We start from the raw sequence: 19558 nt of genomic DNA, 5'->3' as shown, positions 1-19558 counted from the left end.
TCACGTGAACACAGTATTGATTGATGTGACAAGGCTGGTGGATCGCCGCCTTCAAAAATTGCTACCGACTGGCGTCGACCGGGTAGGCCTGGAGTACGTCGAACATTTTCGCGCGCGTTCGCGCGCTGTGGTGAGGTTCGCGGGGCGCTGGGTCGTCTTGAACGAGCGGCAATCTCAGCGTCTGTACGACTCCCTACATTGTTCCGACAGCGGTTTTACCAGTATGGTTCGTCGCTGTCTGGGCAGTGCGTATGTATGTAATTGGGATCGCGGGAGCACTGCGTCAATATTGATCAATACCGGCCATAGCGGGCTCGATCAGCCCACCTATGTCGAGCAGGCAAGGCGCCGCAATTGGAGGCTGGTTCTGTTTCTTCATGACCTGATACCCGTCACGCATCCCGAGTACTGCCGCCCAGGGGAAGCTGTAGTGCATCGGCGACGACTCGAGGCAATGCTATCGCCGAAAGTCGGGCTCATTTTAAACTCGCATGCGACGCAACGAGAACTGGAAGAGTACGCGGCTAAGGTCCAAAAGCCGGTTCCGCGCTGCGCCGTTGCGCCGCTGGCATCTGCGCGCCTGCCAAAGCCGAGTGCGGTTCGCCCGATGGCGGAGTCATACTTCGTCATGTTAGGCACAATAGAGGCTCGAAAGAATCATTGGTTTCTCCTCCACGTCTGGAAGCGGTTGGTCGAACGCTTAGGAGAACACGCGCCGGTGCTCGTTATCATCGGACGGCGCGGGTGGGAATGCGAAAACGCAATCGACATGCTCGACCGTTGCGAAAACCTGAATTCTAAGGTCATCGAACTCACCCATTGCAATGACACGGGCTTAGCCACATATCTGCATCACGCACAAGCGCTTGTATTCCCGTCATTAGTCGAGGGATACGGCATGCCACTTATCGAGGCCCTATCGACAAGTGTGCCGGTGATTGCCAGTAATCTCGACGTGTTTCGAGAAATTTCGGGAGAGATTCCCGACTATCTGGACCCACTCGACGGTCCGGCGTGGACGGACCGCATTGACGCTTACACGCGCTCCGACTCCAGAGAACGCAAAGCGCAGATCGCCCGATTGGCGGGATTCCACGCGCCAACGTGGAAACAACATTTTGAGATTGCGGAACACCTTATTTCAGAGTTGACCTCATGACCGCGAACTTCTCATCAGCAAAGGTTCTGGTTGCAGGAGATGTCATGCTCGATCGATACTGGTTCGGCGACACACGGCGCATTTCACCTGAAGCGCCGGTACCGGTCGTGCTCGTCCGCGACGTTCGTACGACGCCCGGCGGTGCAGCCAACGTTGCTGTCAACGTCGCCAACCTCGGCGCAAAAACCATGATCATGTCGGTAGTCGGCGCGGACGCGGCAGGAGACGACCTCGTGGAACTGCTCCAGAAATCGAACATCAGATGCGGCTTTCATCGCGATTCAAGGTTTCAAACGACTATCAAGCTTCGTCTGCTCGCACGGGGTCAGCAAGTCGTGCGTGCCGACTTTGAAGAGCGGCCGGATCATGAATTGCTGTTGCCGCTCATATCGTCGTTCGAAGCGGCGTTGGATGGTTACAGTGTCGTCGTATTCTCCGATTATGGGAAAGGCGGACTTGCACACTTGCGCACGATGATGCAGATGGCTCGGAAGCAAGGAAAAATCGTGCTCGTCGATCCGAAAGGGGCGGATTATTCGCCATACGAGGGAGCAACGCTACTCACGCCGAACCGTGAGGAATTCGCGATGGTTGTCGGCACGCCGTCATCGGAGGCCGACTTCGAAAGCAAGGCATTTGCTCTGCGTGATCGGCTCGGTTTCAAAGCCCTCCTCGTCACGCGATCGGAAGAAGGCATGAGTCTATTCATCGACGACCGGCACATTCGTATCCCGGCACAGGCCCGCGAAGTCTACGATGTGTCGGGCGCTGGCGATACCGTGATCGCAACAATGGCTGTCGCATTAGGAGCAGGCTGCGGCATGGAGGATGCGGCGCACGTGGCCAATCGCGCCGCAGGTATCGTTGTCGGCAAGGTAGGTACCGCCCCCATTTCACTAGAGGAGCTCAACGCATTCTGAACGTGTCGTCACGACGCGCGTTGTCGATTTCATGAAAATTCCAGTTTGCGTTCAAGGCTGCGCAACCCGAACGGACCGCTTTCACGGCAAGCTTCTGCTCAAGCTTGCGCGCATCGTTCGTGATGACGCGGTAGTGATTATGCCAGGGCCCATCTGGTCAACAGGCGCGGCCGGTGTGCCGATGTTGTCGTGGTTCGCGCCGCCTTATCGCGGCAATCCCCAGACAACGATGTGCGACGCGCTAAACCGGCTCTTCGCGCATGACAGGGCGCTGGGTGAATCGCCCGATGTGGTGCGGCTCATGAAGCGTCTCGTCCTCACCGGAGCGGGACGCGAGCGGACTGTAAGGCGCGGGTGTCCCGCAGGATTGTCGGTCGTACCACGCATGCGCAGAATTCTGCTCATCGATCAGCGGAAATGCGCTGGCTTCGGGGGGAGCACAACATTTCTGCGAATGCTCTCCACGGCGAGGGACGAACATCCTGACGCAGAACTGTGGCTGTGGCCATCTTCGGACAACGCGTCCGGGGCGTGGCAGCTCACGCCGCGGTTTCCCGAACGCGCACGCAAGATTGAACAGGGATACCACTTCTTTTCCGTCTTGAGCCAAATTGACCATGTCTACACGGTCGACGCTTTCGAGGGTTTGGAGGCCCTGATTGCCGGTATACCAGTGCGGGTTTTCGGCAAGCCTTTTTACGCGGGCTGGGGACTGACACAGGATGACATTCCTTTGCCCGAGCGCCGCGCGCGTCCGACTCTCGCCGCACTGTTCGAGGCCGTCTATCTGCGGCTGTCGCACTACATGGCCCCAGACAGTGAGGAACCGTGCAGCCTCGATCAAGTGCTTGACAGCATCGAGTTGCAGTACGCGATCCGCGACCGATTCAGCGATTACGCTCATATCGCCGGCGTGCGCTTTCAACTTTGGAAGCGCCCATTTGCGACACCATTTCTCAGCGCCGGCGGGGGCACGTTGCGCTGGCCGCATTCGCCTCGCGCGGTAAGTCCGAACGAGTGGATTGCATTGTGGGGCAGCAAACATGTCGAAAGCATTGCGCCAGGTGCCCGCGTCATTCGCATGGAAGATGGCTTTTTCCACTCACTGGGCCTGGGCTCGGACATGAGTGCGCCGCTGAGTCAGGTCATCGACCGGCGCGGTATCTATTTCGATGCACGGGGGCCCAGCGATCTGACGGACATCCTCAATGAGACGCAATTTGATAATGCTGAACTCGTGCGTGCAGAAGCGCTGCGGGAGTTGATCGTGCGCTCGGGAGTCACGAAATACAACCTTGGCCGACGGAAACCGAATTGGCGCGCGCCAGCCGGTAGAGCGCTATTGCTCGTGCCCGGTCAAGTGGCCGACGATGCGTCGATCCGCTTCGGCACGAGCCTGTTCGGTTCCGCCGAGGCCTTGCTTCGCGAAGTGCGCGCGCGTAATCCCGATGGATTCATTGTGTATAAACCGCATCCGGACGTACTTTCCGGCAACCGAATCGGGCTCGTTGACGCGTATCGCTTGGCCGACGTCGTCGACACCGATGCTGATGTGCTTTCGCTCATCGAGTACGCGGATGAAGTGCACACGCTATCGTCCCTCGCTGGTTTCGATGCGCTACTACGTGGAAAAAAAGTCTTCACATACGGCTTGCCTTTTTACGCTGGATGGGGACTCACGTCGGATGCAATCCGGCCGATACCGTGGCGACGGCGCACGCTTACACTCGAGATGCTGGTCGCCGGCGTTCTGTTACGTTATCCGATCTACTGGAATTGGAGCACTGAGCTTTATGTTACGCCCGAATCAGTGGTGCGGAAACTGGCTCCGCTCGCGGCACGGCCATTGGAGCATGTGCGCGACGATCCACATCGAGCCCTTCGCAAAGCATTTCGCTGGACCCGCAATGTACTCAAGCATTTGCTTTGGGCAGTCGCCCGGCAGCGGCAGGTGCAAAGAAGGTAAGCGCTCTTTGAAGGACGCCATTGGGTACCTCGGCCGCTGGAGCGGGTGCGCGGCAATCGAGCGCGGCCGCTCGTGAAGGCTTGGCGTTGGATGCGTAATGTACTATCGCACGCACGATGGCGAATCGCACGGCGAAATGCGATTCGCCAAGATCATCCTGACAGTTGAAAATCGGCCGACGAAACAAGGCAGGCCGGCGCGTCGAAAGAATCGAAAACCACTGGTTCAGCGGCACGAGCCAGAACAGCTTTGCAAACCGAGGTCATTCATGAACATTTTTCCGGTGATCCTGTGCGGCGGCAGCGGCACTCGCCTCTGGCCGATGTCGCGCGGCGGCTATCCGAAACAGTATCTGAAGCTCACCGGCGACAACACGCTCGTCCAACAGACCGCACTGCGCGTACGCGACGTCGAAGGCATCGGCGCGCCGATCGTCGTCACCAACAACGAGCAGCGCTTCCTCGTCGCCGAGCAGTTGCGCCAGGTCGGGATCACGCCGTCGTCGATCGTCCTCGAGCCGATGGGGCGCAACACCGCGCCCGCGATCGCGATCGCCGCTCTCCTCGCGCTGCGCGAATCGCCCGATGCGCTGCTGCTCGTGCTGCCGTCCGATCACGCAATCGACAACGAAGCCGCATTCGTCGACGTCGTGAAGACGGCGGCGACCGTCGCGGCCGACGAGCATCTCGTCACCTTCGGCGTCACCCCGGCGCAGGCGCACACCGGCTATGGCTACATCCGCCGCGGCGCGGCGCTCGCGGGCGACGCGCAGGTCTATCGCGTCGACGCGTTCGTCGAGAAGCCGGATGCCCCGACCGCCGAGCGCTTCGTCGCGGACGGCGGCTACTACTGGAACAGCGGGATGTTCATGCTGAAGGCGTCGACGTATCTCGACGAGCTGCGCAGCCACGCGCCCGACATCGCGCGCCAGGCCGAGCTCGCGCTCGATGCGGCGAAGCGCGATTGCGATTTCCTGCGGCTCGATCCGCAAGCGTTCGCGGCAAGCCCGAACGTGTCGATCGACTATGCGGTGATGGAGAAGACCGAGCGCGCAGCCGTCGTCGTCGCCGCGAATCTCGGCTGGAACGACATCGGCTCGTGGAGCGCGCTCGCCGACATCGCGGCCACCGACGCGCAGCGCAACGCGCTCATCGGCGATGTATACACCGACTCGGTCGAGAACTCGTACATCCGCGCCGAGCATCGAATGGTCGCCGCGATCGGCATCGACAACATCGTCATCGTCGAAACCGCGGACGCCGTGCTCGTCGCGCATCGCGACCGCGCGCAGGACGTGAAGAAGGTCGTCGAATGGCTGAACGCGTCGGGCCGGCACGAATCCGTCACGCATCGCCGCGTGATCCGGCCGTGGGGCTCGTACGAAGGCATCGATCAGGGCGACCGCTTCCAGGTGAAGCGCATCGTCGTCAATCCGGGCGCGCAACTGAGCCTGCAGATGCATCATCATCGCGCGGAGCACTGGATCGTCGTGAAGGGCACCGCGCTCGTCACGAACGACGGCAACGAAATCATCCTGACCGAAAATCAGTCCACCTACATTCCGCTCGGCGCCACGCACCGCCTGAAGAACCCCGGCAAGATTCCGCTCGAGCTGATCGAAGTCCAGTCGGGCGCGTACCTCGGCGAGGACGATATCGTTCGCTTCGAGGATACGTACGGACGCACGTCCGCGACATAACGCGTCGAGCCGCGCTCCGCACGCGCGCGAGCGCGGGCGGAGCGTGACGATGCGTGACGAAACGGGGCCGCCCCGGCAACGGGCCGCATGCGCGCGCATGCGGCCCGTTTCGTTTTGCGCCGCGCTCGGCCCAGAGCCGCCTAGCAGCAGGCGCGCGCAAAATCGGCTAGGCTTCGCACATCGCAGTCTGCGCGGCGAATCTCGGCGATCACGATGATCGCGGCGATCGATCCGCCCGCGCGCGTTCGACGGAGGTGCTTACGATGTGCCGCTGGCTCGCCTACACCGGCAATCCGATCCAGCTCGAAACCGTGCTGTTTCGCGCAAAGCATTCGCTGATCGACCAGAGCCTGCATTCGCGGATGGGCGCGACGACGACCAACGGCGACGGCTTCGGCATCGGCTGGTACGGAGAACCCGACGAGATTCCGTTCCTCTACCGCTGCGTGAGTCCCGCATGGAACGACCGCAACCTGCGCGAAGCGGCGCGTGCGATCCGCTCGCCGCTCTTCGTCGCGCACGTTCGCTCGGCGACCGACACGCCCGTGCAGGAAACCAACTGCCACCCGTTTCGCCGCGGCCGCTGGCTGTTCGCTCACAACGGGCTGATCCGTCACTATCACACGCTGCGGCGCGAGCTGATGATGCGCATCGATCCCGCGCTCTTCGCGTCGATCGAAGGTTCGACGGACTCCGAAGTGATGTTCCATCTCGCGCTCACGTTCGGGCTCGAGCACGATCCGCTGCCCGCGCTCGAGCGAATGGCGGGAACGATCGAGGATGCAGGCGCACATCATCGCGTCGACGCGCCGCTCAACATGACCGTCTGCGCGACCGACGGCGAGCAGGTCGTCGCGGTCCGCTATTCGAGCGAGCGCGACTCGCGCTCGCTCTTTCACAGCGCGTCGTTCCACCATCTGCACGAGCTGTATCCGCACGATCCGCGCATCCAGGCAATCGGCGACGACGCTTTCCTCGTGCTGTCCGAGCCGCTCGTCGACCTGCACGACGCGTGGGAAAAGATCCCGGAAAGCACGGCGATCATTGCGCGCCGCGGCAACATCCGGCAGGTTCCTTTCACGCCGCATCGCTCCACGTGACGCACCGGTCGCGCGGCGAAGGTTGCCCCATCGCCGCGAGTCGGTTATAAAAAAGCCCCTTTTCGCGTGGCTTCACGGCCGCCTCCGTTCAATTCATTTGGAGACCTCTTCGTGGATCTCGCCTCCGTGCAAACCTTCATCGTCACTCGCGGCATCGATTTCGGCCTGCAAGTCATCGCATCGATCGCGCTCTGGATCATCGGACGCTGGGCGATCCGGATCGTCACGAACCTGATGGGCAAGATCATCCGCAGAAGCGGAAAAGTCGACACGACGCTGTCGCACTATCTGGAGTCCGTCGTCAGCGTGCTGCTCACGGTGCTCCTAATCCTCGCGATCCTGCAAGTGTTCGGAGTGCAAACCACTTCGTTCGCCGCGCTGCTCGCGGGCCTCGGCCTCGCGGTCGGCACCGCGTGGGGCGGCCTGCTCGCGCACTTCGCGGCCGGCGTGTTCATGCAGGTGCTGCGCCCGTTCAAGGTCGGCGACGTGATCTCGGCGGGCGGCGTGACGGGCACCGTCAAGGAGCTCGGCCTCTTCGGCACGACGATCGTCACGGGAGACAACGTCGTCACGCTCGTCGGCAACAACAAGATCTTCTCCGACAACATCGCGAACTACAGCGCGACGCCGACGCGTCGCGTCGATCTGACGGCGAAGATCGCGAACGGCGTCGACGCGTCCGATGCGATCCGGCGCCTGAAGGCGGCGCTCGAGCTGATCCCGAACGTCGTCAAGCATCCGGCGCCCGACGTCGGCGTGCTGTCGTTCACGCCGGAAGGCCCGCTCCTGTTCGTGCGGCCGTCGACGCAACCCGGGAACTACTGGCAGGTGTACTGCGACACCAATCGCGCGATCCTCGACACGTTCCGCGAAGCCGGCTATCCGACGCCGGAAACCCCGATCGCGCATCGGACGACCGCGGATGCCGTCAAGTCCTGACGCCGTCGCGCGGCGCGCGCCGCGCAATCGCACCGTCGCGACGACATGCTCGCGCGGTGCGCACCGCGCAGGCCGCCCCGCTTGGCCCTTCCATCGTCGCCCCCCTCTTCGAAGCGGGCGGCGTCGCATTCGGCGATCGTTTCCGTTCCAGCTTGCCATGCGGCGACAGGCCGTTCACGCGTCGAGCCGAATCACGCCGCACGACGCACCATGAAAAACGGCGTGGCTCATGCCACGCCGTGCAATCCTGCGCACCGTGCCGCGCGCGTCGCAGGCCGCACGCGTCGCGGCGGCTCCCGCCTCTCGCCGCTCAGCGGCTCCCCTGCGTCTTCTGCCCGTCCGACTTGCGGCGCAGCAGCTTCCACAGCGCGCCGATCGCGACGGGAATCACCGCCGCGCCGATCCCGACGAGCACGATCACGTTCAGGTAATGGCGAATGAACGGAATGTTGCCGAAGAAGTAGCCGAGGAACACGAGCAGCAGCACCCAGATCAGCGCGCCGATCACGTTGAACAGCTGAAAGCGCGCGAAGCTCATCGCCGATGCGCCCGCGACGAACGGCGCGAACGTGCGCACGACCGGGATGAAACGCGCGAGCACGAGCGTCTTGCCGCCGTGCCGCTCGTAGAAGTTGTGAGTCTTTTGCAGCGCGGCGCGATCGAGGAAGCGCTCGAGCCCCGGAATGTGCGTGTTGAAGACTCTCGGCCCGATCGCGCGGCCGATCAGATAGTTGACCGTATTGCCGCCGACCGCCGCGACGAGCAGCAGCACGATGAGCCCCGCGAGCGTCATTTCGCCCGTCGCCGCGAACGCGCCCGCGATGAAGAGCAGCGAATCGCCCGGCAGGAACGGGAAGACCACGAGCCCGGTTTCGCAGAAAACGATCAGGAACAGCACCAGATAGACCCAGGCGCCATACTGCCGGATGAAATCGCCGAGAAATGCATCGATGTGCAAGACGAGGCTGACGAAATGAAGCAGCGTTTCCAAATGCGTTTCCTTGTGTCGGTGACGAAGTGAGCGCGCGCCGGCCGCAAAAAGGCCAGAAGCAGGGCCGGATGCGAAAAATCCATGCTGTCATGATACCGAAAGTGCCTTAAGCGACCGTGAAATTTGGTCGGCGAGCGACGTCGCGCACCGAGCGCGGCGGGCGACGCCCGGCACAGGCTCGCTATAATTCCGCCATGTCCGAATTCACCGATTCCGCCGTGGGCGCGACGCCCGACGGCGCCTCCCCGTCCGCGCCGCGCCAACTGCGCGCGATCCAGCCGCTGCCCGATCAGCTGATCAGCCAGATCGCGGCGGGCGAAGTGGTCGAGCGGCCCGCGTCCGTCGTCAAGGAGCTCGTCGAAAACGCGCTCGACGCGGGCGCGAGCACGCTGCGCATCATGCTCGACGAAGGCGGCGTCAAGCGCATCTCGATCACCGACGACGGCTGCGGGATTCCCGCCGACGAGCTGCCGCTCGCGCTGATGCGCCACGCGACGAGCAAGATCCGCTCGCTCGCCGAGCTCGAGGCGGTCGCGACGCTCGGGTTCCGCGGCGAGGCGCTCGCGTCGATCGCATCGGTCGCCGAAATGTTCATCACGAGCCGCACCGAGGAGGCCGCGCACGCGACGCGCATCGACGCGCAGACGGGCGTGCTCGCGCCCGCGGCCGGCACGCGCGGCACGACGATCGAAGTGCGCGAGCTGTACTTCAGCACGCCCGCGCGCCGCAAATTCCTGAAGAGCGAGCAGACCGAATTCGGCCATTGCCTCGAGATGATCCGCCGCGCGGCGCTCGCGCGGCCGGACGTCGCGATCTCGGTGCTGCACAACGGCCGCGCGGTCGAGCACTGGAACGCGAGCGAGCCGGCGGCGCGCGTGGCGAAGATTCTCGGCGAAGGCTTCTCGAGCGCGCACCTGCCGCTCGACGAGCGCGCCGGGCCGCTTGCCGTCTACGGCTGCGCGGGGCTGCCCACCGCGAGCCGCGGCCGCGCGGACCAGCAATACTTCTTCGTCAACGGCCGCTTCGTGCGCGACAAGCTGCTCACGCATGCGGCGCGCGCCGCGTACGAGGACGTGCTGCACGGCGACCGCTATCCGTCGTACGTGCTGTTCCTCGACCTGCCGCCGGAAGCCGTCGACGTGAACGTCCATCCGTCGAAGATCGAGGTGCGCTTCCGCGATTCGCGCTCGATCCACCAGTTCGTGTTCCATGCGGTGCAGCGCGCGCTCGCGCGGCATGCGGGCGCATCGCCGGAAACGACCGCGGGCGGCCACGCCGCGCATCTTTCGCCGGTCGAGCCGGCGTCGACCGAATCGTTCGCCGCGCCGGGCGCGTCGTTCGTCCGCCCGGGCCTCGCGGCCGGCGCGGACGCCGGCGCCGGCCAGCCGGCGCCCGGCAACACATGGCTGCGGCAATCGCGGATGACGCAAGGCACGCTGCCCGTCGCGCAACCGCTCGCGCTGTACGACGCGCTTTTCGGCCGGAAAGACGCGGGCACGCCGCACGGAACGACGGGCGACGGGCTCGAGGCACGCGACGCGACGGATGCAGCGGATACGCCGAGCGCTCACCGCTTCGCGACCATGCCGGGCGGCGCCGCGTCGCCCGCGTTCTCGGCGGCGGATGCGTCCGCCCTCCCGATGCACGACGAGCAGCCGCTCGGCTTCGCGGTCGGCCAGATCCACGGCATCTACGTGCTCGCGCAGAACGCGCGCGGCCTCGTGATCGTCGACATGCACGCCGCGCACGAGCGGATTCTGTACGAGCAGTTCAAACGCGCGCTCGCCGACCGCACGGTGGCCGTGCAGACGCTGCTGATTCCTGTGTCGATGAGCGCGACGCCCGTCGAGATCGGCACGGCCGAGGAAGAGCGCGAGACGCTCGACGCGCTCGGCTTCGATCTCGCGGTGCTGTCGCCGACGACGCTCGCGATCCGCGCGGTGCCCGCGCTCCTGAAGGATGCCGACCTGCAGGCGCTCGCGCGCGCGGTGCTCGCGGATCTGCACGCATTCGGCGGCTCGCGGGTGCTGACCGAGCGCCAGCACGAACTGCTCGGCACGCTCGCGTGCCATCACGCGGTGCGCGCGAACCGGCGGCTCACGCTCGACGAGATGAACGCGCTGCTGCGCCAGATGGAGGCGACTGAGCGCGCGGACCAATGCAACCACGGCCGGCCGACCTGGTATCAATTGACGCTCGGCGATCTCGACCGGCTCTTCATGCGCGGCCAATGAGCGAACGCACCGCAGCACCCGCGCGGACGGTCGCGTGCCTGCTCGGCCCGACCGCGTCCGGCAAGACGGCCGCCGCGCTCGCGCTCGCCGCGCGCCGGCCGATCGAGATCGTCAGCGTCGATTCGGCGCTCGTCTACCGCGGAATGGACATCGGCACCGCGAAGCCGACGCGCGACGAGCGCGCGGCCGTGCCGCATCATCTGATCGACATCGTCGATCCGGCCGACGCTTACTCGGCCGCCGAATTCCGCGCAGACGCGCTGCGCGTCGTCGCCGAAATCGCCGCGCGCGGCCGCACGCCGCTCCTCGCGGGCGGCACGATGCTCTACTACAAGGCGCTGACGCAGGGCCTGAACGACCTGCCGGCGGCCGACCCGGAGGTGCGCGCGACGCTCGACGCCGAAGCCGCGCGCGACGGATGGCCCGCGCTGCACGCGCGCCTGGCGAGCGTCGATCCGGCGACGGCCGCGCGGCTCGCGCCAAACGATTCGCAGCGCATTCAGCGCGCGCTCGAGGTGTATCGGCTGACGGGGCGGCCGATGTCCGCGCTCCTCGCCGCGCCGCCGCGCGACGACGACGCGGCGGCGGGCCTGCGGTTCGTGCCCGTCGCGCTCGAGCCGTCGGACCGCGCGGTGCTGCACGCGCGCATCGCCGCGCGCTTCGACGCGATGCTGGAGGCGGGCTTCATCGACGAAGTCGAGCGCCTGCGCCGGCGCGAGGATCTGCATCTCGGCCTGCCGTCGATGCGCTGCGTCGGCTACCGGCAGGCGTGGGAGTATCTGGACGGCGTGACCGACTACCGGACGATGCGCGACAAGGGCATCTTCGCGACCCGGCAGCTCTGCAAGCGGCAGTTGACATGGCTGCGCGCGATGCCGGAGCGGGTCGTCGTCGATTGCTGCGCCACGGACGCGACCGCGCGCGCGGTCGACGCGCTCGAGCGGGTGCTCGACGGCCGCGCGCCGGCCTGACGGGCTGCACGCCGCCCGCCCCGCCCGTCAGGCGGGCGACGCGAGCAGATTCGCGTCGCGCACGAGCCGCCAGCGGCCGTCCGATTTGCGCAGGATCGTCAGCGTATGGCCGCAGCGGCGCATGGTGTCGCCGCCCGGCGGCGTCACGTCGATTTCGAGGAAGTTGCGCAGGTACGCCCAGTCGCCCAGCACGCGCAATTCGTCGATCCGGTAGCGGCCGTCGATCCGCGGCGGCGGGCTCACCGCATTCGCGTCCCGCGACGCGGCGGCGAACGCCGCCTTGTCGAACGGCGGCCGGCCGGGCACCATGAAGATCGCGTCGTCGGCGATCAGATCGAGCACCGTCGTCAGATCGCCGCGCCGGCTCGCGACGAACCAGGTTTCGATCAGTTCGCGAATCGCGTGTTCGTCGTCGGTCATCGTCGTTCCTCCTATCGACCACAGGTGGCGCTTCAGCGCTCATGCCGGGCGGACGTCGACGAAACTCGGCGCATCAGCGCCTAATCCCGACCCGTGCAAAGCTGCTGGCGCTTCGGCACTTGCTCCGGCCCCATGCGCGGCCGTCATCGGCGCAGCGCGCGGCCCAGAAAAAAAGCCGCCCGGATCGGCTCCGGGCGGCTTTCGATGAACATCCCGACGGCGCGGCGCGTCAGACCACGACCGTCTGCGCCTCGCCCTCGCGGCTCGCGCGCACGGCGCCGATCTTCCACACCTGCTCGCCGGCGTCGGTCAGCTGGCGGAGCGCTTCATCCGCATCGGCGGCCGATACGATCACGGCCATCCCGATCCCGCAGTTGAACACGCGGTGCATTTCCGCGTCGGCGACGCCGCCGTGCTGCTGCAGCCACTGGAACAGCGGCGGCAGCGGCCACGTACGCTGGTCGAGTTCGGCGGTGAGGCCGTCGCGCAGCACGCGCGGAATGTTCTCGACGAGGCCGCCGCCCGTGATGTGCGCCATGCCCTTCACCGCGATCTTCTCCATCAGCGCGAGGAGCGGCTTCACGTAGATGCGGGTCGGCGCCATCAGCGCGTCGGCGAGCGAGCGGCCGTGGAAATCGGCCGACAGGTCCGGATTCGCGCGTTCGATGATCTTGCGCACGAGCGAGAAGCCGTTCGAATGGATGCCGCTCGACGCGAGGCCCAGCACCGCGTCGCCCTCGGCGATCGTGCTGCCGTCGATGATCTTGCTCTTCTCGACCGCGCCGACCGCGAAGCCCGCCAGATCGTATTCGCCGTCCGGATACATGCCCGGCATCTCCGCCGTCTCGCCGCCGATCAGCGCGCAGCCCGACAGCTCGCAGCCCTGCGCGATGCCCTTGACGACGGTCGCGGCCGTGTCGACGTCGAGCTTGCCGCACGCGAAATAGTCGAGGAAGAACAGCGGCTCGGCGCCCTGCACGAGGATGTCGTTCACGCTCATCGCGACGAGATCCTGGCCGACCGTGTCGTGTTTGTTCAGATGAAACGCGAGCTTGAGCTTCGTGCCGACGCCGTCGGTGCCCGACACGAGCACCGGTTCGCGATACTTCTTCGGCACTTCGAACAGCGCGCCGAACCCGCCGATGCCGCCGAGCACGCCGTCGCGCAGCGTTTTCTTCGCAAAGGGCTTGATCTTGTCGACGAGCGCATCGCCCGCGTCGATGTCGACGCCCGCGTCGCGATAGGACAGACCTTGAGCGTCAGGAGCGGATTTCGGAGGATTCATGGGGGAATGCGAGAAGGTCGGTAAAATGCGATTTTACCCGAAGCCGGCCGGGCGGCCGGAATTCCCCGCATCGATTCATCAGGGAACGCATCGTGCTCCATTCGTCACCGTTTTCGCCGCTCGAGCGGCCGCGCCCTCGCCTGGCGGGCGCCGCCGCACGGCGGGCCACCCGCTCGCGGCGCGCCGCCTGCCGGCCCGCCGCGAGCGGCCGCGGACGCGGACGCTCGCCGACGATGCCGTTCACGCGCCGCCGCCCTTCGGGCACGCAACACCGGACCCGATTCGCACCGTGACTGTATCCCGTCAACTGACGCTCGACCTCGGCACCCCGCCGCCCGCGACGTTCGACAATTTCTACTCGGGCACGAACGCCGAGCTCGTCACGCGCCTGCGCGAGCTCGATCTCGCGCTCGCGGCCGGCCCCGTGGCCGACCGCACGTTCTACGTATGGGGCGAAGCGGGCAGCGGCCGCAGTCACCTGCTGCAGGCGCTCGTGCACGACACGACGTACGGCCACGCGCGCTACGTGAGCCCGCAAAGCGGGCTCGACGCGTTCGTGTTCGATCCGCGCGCGTCGCTCTACGCGGTCGACGACTGCGACGCGCTCAACGATGCGCAGCAGATCGCGCTCTTCAACCTGTTCAACGAAGTGCGCGCGCATCCGATGACGGCGCTCGTCGCGGCCGGCCCCGCCGCGCCGCTCGCGCTCGACGTCCGCGAGGACCTGCGCACCCGCCTCGGCTGGGGGCTCGTGTTCCATCTCGCGCCGCTCACCGACGAAGGCAAGGTGGCCGTGCTCAAGCACGCGGCGAAGGAGCGCGGGATCGCGCTCGCCGACGACGTGCCGTTCTACCTCCTTACCCATTTCCGCCGCGACATGCCGAGCCTGATGGCGCTCCTCGACGCGCTCGACCGCTTCTCGCTCGAGCAAAAGCGGGCGGTGACGCTGCCGCTCCTGCGCGCGATGCTGGCCGCGCCGGAGCGCGACGAGGCCGCCCCGGGCCGGTTCAAGTAGCTTCAAGTAAAATGCGCATCCATGACTAATTTGGCACTTTTCGACTTGGATCACACGTTGATCCCGACCGACAGCGACCACGAGTGGGGCCGCTTCATGGTCCGTCTCGGCATCGTCGACGCGGACAGCTTCTCGCGTCAGAACGACCGCTTCTACGCCGACTACAAGGCCGGCAAGCTCGACATCCACGCGTACCTGAGCGCGATGCTCACGCCGCTCGCGAAGTATTCGCGCGCGCAGCTCGCGCAATGGCACGACCAGTACATGCACGAGGTGATCCGGCCGGCGATGCTGCCCGCCGCGATCGAGCTCGTGCGCCGGCACCAGGACGCGGGCGACCTCTGCTGCATCGTCACCGCGACGAACGAATTCATCACGCGCCCGATCGCGACCGCGTTCGGCGTCGACACGCTGATCGCGTGCGAAGTGGAAACCGTCGACGGCCGTCCCGACTCCGCGTTCACCGGCCGCCCGCGCGGCACGCCGAGCTACCGCGAAGGCAAGATCACGCGCACGCAGGCGTGGCTCGCGTCGCTCGGCAAGCGCTGGGAAGACTTCGATCGCAGCTACTTCTACAGCGATTCGCACAACGACATTCCGCTCCTCGAAAAAGTCACCGACCCGATCGCGACCAATCCCGACGACACGCTGCGCGCATACGCACGCGAACACGGCTGGCGCATCCTCGACCTCTTCCAACCGTCGTGATCAAGAAACTCATCCGCAAGCTGTTCGGGCAGGACGCCCGCGAGGCGCAAGACGCGCCGCAGGCCCCGGCCGCCCCGCGCGAAGCCGCCGTTGGCGGCGCATCGGCCGCGCCCGCCGCCGCGAGCCGCGCGAAATCCGCGCGTAGCGCGCCAAAGAAGGCCCGCAACGGCGAGCCGACCGTCGTGCCCGCGAGCGTTCACGCGATCGATCCCGCGCTCATCTCGAAAAACGCGATCCGCGTGACCGACACGCTGCAGCAAGCGGGCTTTCGCGCGTTCATCGTCGGCGGCGCCGTGCGCGACCTGCTGCTCGGCATCGCGCCGAAGGATTTCGACGTCGCGACCGACGCGACGCCGACCGAGGTCCAGCGCCTGTTCCGCCGCGCGCGGCTGATCGGCCGGCGCTTCCAGATCGTCCACGTGCAGTTCGGGCAGGAGCTGATCGAGGTGTCGACGTTCCGCGCGCTCGTCGACGCGCCGCAGGAGCCCGCCGACCCCGCGCCCGCGAAGCGCCTGAAGCGCGACGAGCTCGACCGCCGCACGCACGCGGTCGACGCGAGCGGCCGCGTGCTGCGCGACAACGTGTGGGGCGAGCAGCACGAGGACGCGGCGCGCCGCGACTTCACGATCAACGCGATGTACTACGATCCCGCGTCGCAGACCGTGCTCGACTATCACGACGGGATGGCCGACATGCGCGCGCGCCTGCTGCGGATGATCGGCGATCCGGCGACGCGCTACCGCGAGGACCCGGTGCGGATGCTGCGCGTCGTGCGCTTCGCGGCGAAGCTCGGCTTCGACATCGAGGAAAAGACGCGCGAGCCGATCAAGGAGCTCGCCGATCTGATCAACAACGTGCCGGCCGCGCGCCTCTTCGACGAGATGCTGAAGCTGCTGCTGTCGGGCCACGCGCTCGCGTGCCTGAAGCAGTTGCGCAAGCAGGGGCTGCACCACGGGCTGCTGCCGCTCCTCGACGTCGTGCTCGAACAGCCGCAGGGCGAGAAGTTCGTCACGCTCGCGCTGAACAACACCGACGCGCGCGTGCGCGCGGGCAAGCCGGTGTCGCCCGGCTTCCTGTTCGCGACGCTCCTCTGGCACGACATGCGCCAGCGCTTCGAGCAGTACGCCGCAAACGGCGAGTATCCGGTTCCCGCGATCAATCGCGCGATGGACGACGTGATCGACATGCAGACCGAGAAGCTCGCGATCCACAAGCGCTATTCGGCCGACATGCGCGAGATCTGGGGGCTGCAGTTGCGCCTCGAGAAGCGCTCCGGCCGCAGCGCGCTGCGGCTGCTCGAACACCAACGATTCAGAGCGGGGTATGATTTCCTCCTGTTACGCTGCGAATCCGGCGAGCTCGATCCCGCCGTCGGACAGTGGTGGACTGATTTCATCGACGGCGACGCCGCGACGCGCGAGGCTCTCCTCACGCAGGGCGGCAGCCGCGACAAGTCGCCTCGCAAGCGGCGCCGCCGCGGCGGACGCAGCCGCCGGACGGACGAAAGCGCCGAGGGCACGGAAGGCGCCGTGCGCGGCGAGTCCGACGCGAACGACTGACGCTTGCGCCGTCGAACGACGTAGGAAGGAAAGCCATGACGGTTGCTTATCTCGGGCTGGGGGCCAATCTCGGCGACGCGCGCCAGGCCTTGAAGGACGCAGTGGTCTGCCTCGCCCAGCAGCACACCATCACGGTGCTCGGCAAGTCGAGCCTGTACCGGACGGCGCCCGTCGACGCGGACGGCGGCGATTACTACAACTGCGTCGTGAAGATCGACACGACGCTCGCCGCGCGTGCGCTCCTCGCGCTTTGCCAGAAGATCGAGCACCACTTCGGCCGCGAGCGTCCGTACCGGAACGCGCCGCGCACGCTCGACATCGACATCCTGCTCTACGGCGAACTGACGATCGCCGAACCCGACCTCGTCGTCCCGCATCCGCGCCTGACCGAACGCGCGTTCGCGCTCGTGCCGCTCGTCGAGATCGATCCGGCGCTCGCGATTCCCGCGCGCGGCCGCGCCGACGAATTCCTCGCGGACGTCGCGCACCAGCGCATCGAGAAGGTCCAGACCTGCCAGTGCCTGGCCATGCGGGCCGCCGCCGAAAAAAACCGCTGCCGATGAACTCGACACCGCTCACCGTCACTGCCCCCGACTGGCGGCCGCCGTGCCGCTACCTCGCGATCGAAGGGCCGATCGGCGTCGGCAAGACGACGCTCGCGACGCTGCTCGCCGAACGCTGGTCGATGCGCGCGCTCCTCGAACGCCCGCAGGACAACCCGTTTCTCGAACGCTTCTATCGCGACACCGCGCGCTACGCGCTGCCGACGCAGCTCGCGTTCGCGCTGCAGCGCGAGCGCCAGGCGCGCGAGATTGCTGCGACATACGAAGCGAACACGCCGATCGTTGCGGATTTCATGCCGCAGAAGAACGAAATCTTCGCGCGGCTCACGCTGCCCGACGACGAATGGCAGCTGTACCGGTCGCTCGCCGCGCACCTCGACACGCCGGCGCCCGCCCCCGACCTCGTCGTCTATCTGCAGGCGAGCCCCGAAGTGCTGTTTGCGCGAATCCAGAAGCGCGGCGAGCCGATGGAGCTGCAGATCGGCGATGCCTATCTGCGCTCGCTCTGCGACGCATACAACGAATTCTTCTATCACTACGACCGTACGCCCGTACTGACGGTCGCGGCCGAGCACCTGAATCCGCTCGACTCCCCCGACGACCTTGCGCTGCTCGTCGACCGCATCGCGTCGATGCGCGGCCGCAAGGAATTCTTCGTCAAGGGCGGCAGCGCGCGCTGACGCACGCGCGCGGTCGCCCGTCGCGACGCCGCCCTTTCTTTCACCATCGAATCGGACCTCCCATGACCTACCTCCAGGAATCCAGCCGACCGGCCGTGACGGTACCCAAGCTGCAGGCGATGCGTGAAGCCGGCGAGAAGATCGCGATGCTGACCTGCTACGACGCGAGCTTCGCCGCCCTCCTCGACCGCGCGAACGTCGACGTGCTGCTGATCGGCGATTCGCTCGGCAACGTGCTGCAAGGCCAGACGACGACGCTGCCCGTCACGCTCGACGACATCGCGTATCACACCGCCTGCGTCGCGCGCGTGCAGCCGCGCGCGCTCGTCGTCGCGGACCTGCCGTTCGGCTCGTACGGCACGCCCGCCGACGCGTTCGCGAGCGCGGTGAAGCTGATGCGCGCGGGCGCGCAGATGGTCAAGCTCGAAGGCGGCGAATGGCTCGGCGACACGGTGCGCTTCCTCGTCGAGCGGTCGGTGCCCGTGTGCGCGCACGTCGGGCTCACGCCGCAGTCGGTTCACGCGTTCGGCGGCTTCAAGGTGCAGGGCAAGACGGAAGCGGGCGCCGCGCAGTTGCTGCGCGACGCCCGCGCGGTCGAGGAAGCGGGCGCGCAACTCGTCGTGCTCGAAGCGGTGCCGACGCTCGTCGCGGCCGAAGTCACGCGCGAGCTGTCGATTCCGACGATCGGCATCGGCGCGGGCGTCGAGTGCTCGGGCCAGGTGCTCGTGCTGCACGACATGCTCGGCATCTTCCCGGGCAAGCGGCCGCGCTTCGTCAAGGATTTCATGCACGGGCAGCCGGGCATCTTCGCGGCGGTGGAGGCTTACGTGCGCGCGGTGAAGGACGGCGGTTTCCCCGGGCCCGAGCATTCGTTCTGACGGCGCGGCCGTCCGAATCGTTTCGCACGGCGGCGCTTCGCTTACGCGGCGCAAGCGAGGTTCGGGCGCCGCACCGTCAAAAAAGTGCGGCATCCGACGCAGGCGGATGCCGCTTTTTTATTGGTCGCGGCGCGATGCGAGAGCGGGCGGGTGCACGAGCCGATGCATTCGTGGCGCGCGCGCCCGAACGGCGTCGCGCCTCGGAGCTCGCGCCGGTGCGAGCCGCCCTGCCGAAACAATGCGGCGCTCCGCGCGGCCCGTCGACCGCCGCCCGACCGCGGCTGATCGGGCGCTCCACGCGTATGCCGCTCCTGATGCGATATCGATGTTGCGCGCACGCCGCCACCGTCGCCGCGATCGCGCGATCGCCACATCATGCAACTCGCAGGCCGCAACCGCGAACCGGCAACCGCGGCCTGCGGCGCACGTCGACGCGGCCGCCCTCGCTCGGGAGCATGCCCGTCGCCGCGA

The 19558-nt window shown here is 66.5% G+C and carries 18 protein-coding genes; 14 read left to right on the top strand and 4 right to left on the bottom strand.

Translation table 11 applies throughout. The features are described from left to right. Positions 1-4: 4 nt before the first annotated feature. The 6 genes from WS78_RS03105 (at position 5) to WS78_RS03080 (ending at position 7783) form a co-directional block, all read left to right on the top strand. Entirely contained in the window at positions 5-1159 is a 1155-nt protein-coding gene (locus WS78_RS03105; protein WP_059583459.1) for a glycosyltransferase family 4 protein, read from the top strand. Further along, complete coding sequence (gene rfaE1 / locus WS78_RS03100) at positions 1156-2079, top strand: D-glycero-beta-D-manno-heptose-7-phosphate kinase (RefSeq protein WP_082717237.1); 924 nt, start codon at positions 1156-1158, stop codon at positions 2077-2079. The genes WS78_RS03105 and rfaE1 overlap by 4 nt, the downstream gene beginning before the upstream one ends. A 31-nt stretch (positions 2080-2110) precedes the next feature. Beyond that, positions 2111-4045: a capsular polysaccharide biosynthesis protein gene (locus WS78_RS03095; RefSeq protein WP_082717236.1), complete on the top strand. Its 1935-nt coding sequence runs from the start codon at positions 2111-2113 to the stop codon at positions 4043-4045. Between the two features lie 268 nt (positions 4046-4313). Continuing rightward, positions 4314-5744, top strand: coding sequence for a mannose-1-phosphate guanylyltransferase/mannose-6-phosphate isomerase (locus tag WS78_RS03090; RefSeq protein WP_038753344.1), 1431 nt, complete (start codon positions 4314-4316; stop codon positions 5742-5744). 263 nt (positions 5745-6007) lie between these two features. Then, the gene (locus WS78_RS03085) at positions 6008-6844 is read left to right on the top strand and encodes a class II glutamine amidotransferase (RefSeq protein WP_038753343.1); all 837 of its coding nucleotides are present in this window, start codon (positions 6008-6010) and stop codon (positions 6842-6844) included. 111 nt (positions 6845-6955) lie between these two features. Next, positions 6956-7783, top strand: coding sequence for a mechanosensitive ion channel family protein (locus tag WS78_RS03080; RefSeq protein ID WP_059583453.1), 828 nt, complete (start codon positions 6956-6958; stop codon positions 7781-7783). A 310-nt stretch (positions 7784-8093) separates the two neighbouring features. On the opposite strand, the gene WS78_RS03075 is transcribed toward WS78_RS03080, so the two are convergent. After that, a complete protein-coding gene (locus tag WS78_RS03075) occupies positions 8094-8774 on the bottom strand; it encodes a DedA family protein (RefSeq protein ID WP_038753341.1) in 681 nt (226 codons plus the stop codon). A gap of 194 nt (positions 8775-8968) precedes the next feature. Between WS78_RS03075 and mutL the strand changes: the two genes are divergently transcribed. Next, positions 8969-11008 (top strand): DNA mismatch repair endonuclease MutL, encoded by a 2040-nt coding sequence (gene mutL, locus WS78_RS03070; protein WP_059583450.1) that lies wholly within the window; start codon positions 8969-8971, stop codon positions 11006-11008. Continuing rightward, positions 11005-11979, top strand: coding sequence for a tRNA (adenosine(37)-N6)-dimethylallyltransferase MiaA (gene miaA, locus WS78_RS03065; protein WP_038753339.1), 975 nt, complete (start codon positions 11005-11007; stop codon positions 11977-11979). Before mutL ends, miaA begins: the two co-directional genes overlap by 4 nt. A gap of 27 nt (positions 11980-12006) precedes the next feature. On the opposite strand, the gene WS78_RS03060 is transcribed toward miaA, so the two are convergent. The 3 genes from WS78_RS03060 to WS78_RS35500 form a co-directional block, all read right to left on the bottom strand. Next, on the bottom strand, positions 12007-12399 hold the full coding sequence (locus WS78_RS03060; RefSeq protein ID WP_038753338.1) for a YybH family protein: 393 nt from the start codon (positions 12397-12399) through the stop codon (positions 12007-12009). A 229-nt stretch (positions 12400-12628) separates the two neighbouring features. Further along, on the bottom strand, positions 12629-13684 hold the full coding sequence (gene purM, locus WS78_RS03055; protein ID WP_059583448.1) for a phosphoribosylformylglycinamidine cyclo-ligase: 1056 nt from the start codon (positions 13682-13684) through the stop codon (positions 12629-12631). Then, positions 13659-13928, bottom strand: a complete 270-nt coding sequence (locus WS78_RS35500; RefSeq protein WP_156437401.1) for a hypothetical protein — start codon at positions 13926-13928, stop codon at positions 13659-13661. Before WS78_RS35500 ends, purM begins: the two co-directional genes overlap by 26 nt. 45 nt (positions 13929-13973) lie before the next feature. Between WS78_RS35500 and hda the strand changes: the two genes are divergently transcribed. From hda to panB, 6 genes are all read left to right on the top strand, one after another. Next, entirely contained in the window at positions 13974-14699 is a 726-nt protein-coding gene (hda, locus tag WS78_RS03050; RefSeq protein ID WP_038753435.1) for a DnaA regulatory inactivator Hda, read from the top strand. A gap of 21 nt (positions 14700-14720) precedes the next feature. After that, a complete protein-coding gene (locus WS78_RS03045) occupies positions 14721-15407 on the top strand; it encodes a histidinol-phosphatase (protein ID WP_059583445.1) in 687 nt (228 codons plus the stop codon). Next, positions 15404-16966 carry a polynucleotide adenylyltransferase PcnB gene (gene pcnB, locus WS78_RS03040; RefSeq protein ID WP_038753335.1) on the top strand — a complete coding sequence of 521 codons (1563 nt, stop codon included), beginning with the start codon at positions 15404-15406 and terminating at the stop codon, positions 16964-16966. The genes WS78_RS03045 and pcnB overlap by 4 nt, the downstream gene beginning before the upstream one ends. 35 nt (positions 16967-17001) lie before the next feature. Next, positions 17002-17529, top strand: coding sequence for a 2-amino-4-hydroxy-6-hydroxymethyldihydropteridine diphosphokinase (gene folK / locus WS78_RS03035; protein ID WP_038753334.1), 528 nt, complete (start codon positions 17002-17004; stop codon positions 17527-17529). Beyond that, positions 17526-18209, top strand: a complete 684-nt coding sequence (locus WS78_RS03030; RefSeq protein WP_059583442.1) for a deoxynucleoside kinase — start codon at positions 17526-17528, stop codon at positions 18207-18209. The genes folK and WS78_RS03030 overlap by 4 nt, the downstream gene beginning before the upstream one ends. A 62-nt stretch (positions 18210-18271) precedes the next feature. Further along, on the top strand, positions 18272-19087 hold the full coding sequence (panB, locus tag WS78_RS03025; protein ID WP_038753332.1) for a 3-methyl-2-oxobutanoate hydroxymethyltransferase: 816 nt from the start codon (positions 18272-18274) through the stop codon (positions 19085-19087). Positions 19088-19558 lie beyond the last annotated feature (471 nt).

It is taken from the genome of Burkholderia savannae (genome assembly GCF_001524445.2).
Classification (GTDB): domain Bacteria; phylum Pseudomonadota; class Gammaproteobacteria; order Burkholderiales; family Burkholderiaceae; genus Burkholderia; species Burkholderia savannae.
Note: the sequence above shows the minus strand (reverse complement) of the source record. Positions and strands in the feature narration are given on the sequence as shown.